General features: G+C 74.4%; 1 protein-coding gene. It reads left to right on the forward strand.

Annotated features, from left to right (window positions below):
• A partial coding sequence (locus EES42_RS39470; RefSeq protein ID WP_241196882.1) for an SDR family NAD(P)-dependent oxidoreductase occupies nt 1-3776 on the forward strand: 3776 nt, incomplete at both ends.

Below are 3776 nucleotides of genomic sequence, written 5' to 3' on the forward strand. Positions count from 1 at the left end.
GTGCTGTCCGCCATGGCCCAGGACTGCGTGACGTCCGGTTCCGAGGGCGGCGATATCCTCACCTTCGTACCCGCCCTCCGCAAGAACCGTGACGAGCCGGAGAGCCTGCTCACCACCCTCGCCGAACTGCACGTACGCGGCAAGGCCGTTGACTGGACCACGTACTACGCCGGTACCGGCGCCCGCCGGGTCGACCTGCCCACCTACGCCTTCCAGCACCAGCAGTTCTGGCCGCAGGGGCAGGCCCCCGCTTCGGTCGTCGCCTCGGCCGATCCGGTGGACGCCCGGTTCTGGGAGGCCGTCGAGCAGGGAGACCTGGCGGCGCTGGTCGGCACGCTCGGCGTCGAGGACGAGACGCAGGCGGCGCTCGGCGACCTGCTGCCCGTGCTGTCCGCGTGGCGGCGGCAGCGGCGGGACGCGTCGAAGGTCGACGGCTGGCGCTACCGCATCACCTGGAAGCCGCTGACGCTTCGGACGGACACCGGAATCGGCGAGCCCTGGCTGCTGGTCGTGCCCGACGCCGGGGCCGACGAGACGGCGGCGGCCGTCGGCCGGGCGCTCTCCGCCGGTGGCGCCGAGGTCGTGACGGTGCCCGTCGCGGCGGGCGGTGCCGACCGCGTTGAGCTCGCCCGGGCGCTGCGCCAAGCGCTGCCCGATGGCCGGCCGGTCGGCGGCATCGTGTCGCTGACCGCGCTCGACGAGGCGCCCGACGACGCCCACCCGACGCTCCCTGGCGGTGTCTCCGCCCTGCTGGCTCTGATGCAGGTCCTGGTGGAGCAGGGCGTGGACGCTCCGCTGTGGTGCGTGACGCGCGGCGCCGTGTCCATCGGCAGGTCCGAATCGGTCTCCGGCGCGGTGCAGGCGCAGACCTGGGGCCTGGGCCGGGTCTTCGGCCTGGAGCACCCCGATCGCTGGGGCGGGCTGATCGACCTTCCCGCAGAGCTGGAGGCGCTGGACGCACGTGCCTGGTCGAGGCTGCCGGGCGTCCTCGCGGACCCGGCCGGCGAGGACCAGGTGGCGCTGCGTTCGGGCGGCGTGTTCGGACGCCGTCTCGTCCGGGCCCCGGAGGGCGAGGAGCAGACGCCCGAGCCCTGGCGCCCGCAGGGCACGGCCCTGATCACCGGAGGAGTGGGTGCCCTCGGCGCCCACACCGCGCGGTGGCTCGCCCGCGCCGGCGTGGAGCATCTGGTACTCACCGGCCGACGAGGCGCGGAGACGGCAGGCGCCGCCGAACTCAAGGCCGAACTGACCGCGTCGGGCGCCCGGGTGACGATCGCGGCCTGCGACGTCGCCGACCGCGAGGCGCTGGCCGAACTCGTCACCCGCGTGCAGGAGGCGGACGGCAGGCCCATCCGCACGGTGGTCCACGCCGCGGGCGTCACCACACAGGCGGGGCTCGCCGACGCGGACCCGGCCGCCTTCGCCGACGCCCTCGCCGCCAAGGCGACAGGCGCCGCCAACCTCGACGCGCTCTTCGGCGCCGACACCCGCGACTCGCTGGACGCCTTCGTCCTTTTCGCCTCCGGCGCCGGTGTGTGGGGCGGTGCGGGACAGGGCGCGTACGCCACGGGCAACGCCTACCTCGACGGCCTCGCGGAGCACCGGCGGGCCCGCGGCCTCACAGCCACGTCGATCTCCTGGGGCGGCTGGTCCGGAGGCGGCATGGCCGTGGGCACGGCACAGGAGATGCTCGCCCGCCGCGGACTCGGCGGAATGGACCCGGAACTCGCGGTCGGCGCCCTGGTCCAGGCGGTCGGTGCGGGGGCGACCTGCCTGACCGTCGCGGACGTCGACTGGGCGCTGTTCGCACCCGCCTTCACCATGGCGCGCCCCAGGCCCCTCATCAATGACATCCCCGAAGCCGCCGAAGCCCTGCGGGCGCCGGAGGCCGACGGCGCGAGCGGACGGGACGTCGCGGAGGCACTGCGCGAGCGGCTCGCCGCGCTGCCGACGGCCGAACGCGACCGGGCGCTGCTCGACCTGGTCAGGGCGGAGGCCGCGGCCGTGCTCGGCCACCCGTCGCCCGACGCCGTCGCCCCGGACCGGGCCTTCAGCGAGCTGGGCTTCGACTCGCTCACCGCCGTCGAACTCCGCAACCGCCTGAACGCTGCCACCGGCCTGACCCTGCCCACCACCCTCGTCTTCGACCACCCCACATCGGGCGACATCGCCCTGCGCCTCCTCGCACCTCAGCTCGGCGCCGCCGACCCGACCGCGGAAGCGGCCGGCGAGACGGCGGACCGGCGGTCGGCGCACGCCGACGACGAGCCCATCGCCATCGTCTCCATGGGCTGCCGGTACCCGGGCGGCGTCCGGACGCCGGAGGACCTGTGGCGCCTGGTGGCATCGGGCGGCGACGGGATGAGCGAGTTCCCGCACGACCGAGGCTGGGACATGGACCGGCTGTACCGCGGCGACAACGGGCAGCCCGTCACCACCCAGGCCCACGAGGGCGGATTCGTCCACGACGTCGCGGAGTTCGACGCCTCCCTCTTCGGCATCTCGCCCCGCGAGGCCCTGGGCATGGACCCGCAGCAGCGGGTGCTCCTGGAGACCGCCTGGGAGACCTTCGAGCGCGCCGGGATCAGCCCCGCATCGGTACGCGGAAGCCGGACCGGCGTGTTCACCGGCACCAACGGCCAGGACTACGCGACGGTCCTGCTCGGCTCGGCCGACGCGGGTGCGGGCTCCCTTGCCACGAGCAACGCGGCCAGCGTCGTGTCGGGCCGCCTCTCCTACACGTTCGGCCTGGAAGGCCCGGCGATGACGGTGGACACGGCGTGCTCGTCGTCGCTGGTCGCCCTGCACCTCGCGGTGCAGGCGCTGCGGTCGGGCGAGTGCGCCATGGCCCTGGCGGGCGGCGCCACCGTGATGTCGACCCCCGCGGCGTTCATGGAGTTCAGCAGGCAGGGCGCACTGGCCACGGACGGCCGGTGCAAGTCCTTCGCGGAGGCGGCGGACGGCACGGGCTGGGGCGAGGGTGTGGGACTGCTGCTCCTGGAGCGCCTCTCGGACGCCCGCCGCAACGGCCACCAGGTACTGGGTATCGTGCGCGGCTCCGCCGTCAACCAGGACGGCGCGTCCAACGGCCTGACCGCACCCAACGGCCCGTCCCAGCAGCGCGTCATCCGCCAGGCCCTCGAAGGAGCGGGTCTCTCACCCGCACAGATCGACGTCGTGGAAGGCCACGGCACGGGCACGACCCTTGGCGACCCCATCGAGGCACAGGCGCTCATCGCGACGTACGGTCAGGACCGTCCGGAGGACCGGCCCCTGTGGCTGGGCTCGTTGAAGTCCAACATCGGTCACACGCAGGCTGCCGCGGGCGTCGCCGGGATCATCAAGATGGTCATGGCGATGCGCGAAGGCGTACTGCCGCGGACCCTGCACGTCGACGAGCCGTCCTCCCACGTGGACTGGTCGGCGGGCGCCGTCGAGCTCCTCACGGACTCGGTCGACTGGCCGGCGACGGGCGAACCGCGGCGCGCCGCGGTGTCGTCGTTCGGCGTCAGCGGCACGAACGCGCATGTGATCCTGGAGCAGGCGCCGGAGGCCGAGGAGCCGGCGGCGGTTGCGGCTCCGGTGGCGCTGCCGGTGGCGCCGTGGGTGGTGTCGGGACGTTCCGCGGGAGCCTTGTCGGCGCAGGTGGAGCGGCTGCGGTCGTTCGTCGCGGAGCTCCCCGGAGGCTCTCAGCTGTCGCCGGTGGATGTGGGTTTCTCGCTGGCGACGACGCGTGCGGTGCTGGAGCACCGGGCGGTGCTGCTCGGAGAGCGGAC

Origin of the sequence: Streptomyces sp. ADI95-17, assembly GCF_003846175.1 — a bacterium.
In the GTDB taxonomy this organism is placed as follows: domain Bacteria; phylum Actinomycetota; class Actinomycetes; order Streptomycetales; family Streptomycetaceae; genus Streptomyces; species Streptomyces sanglieri.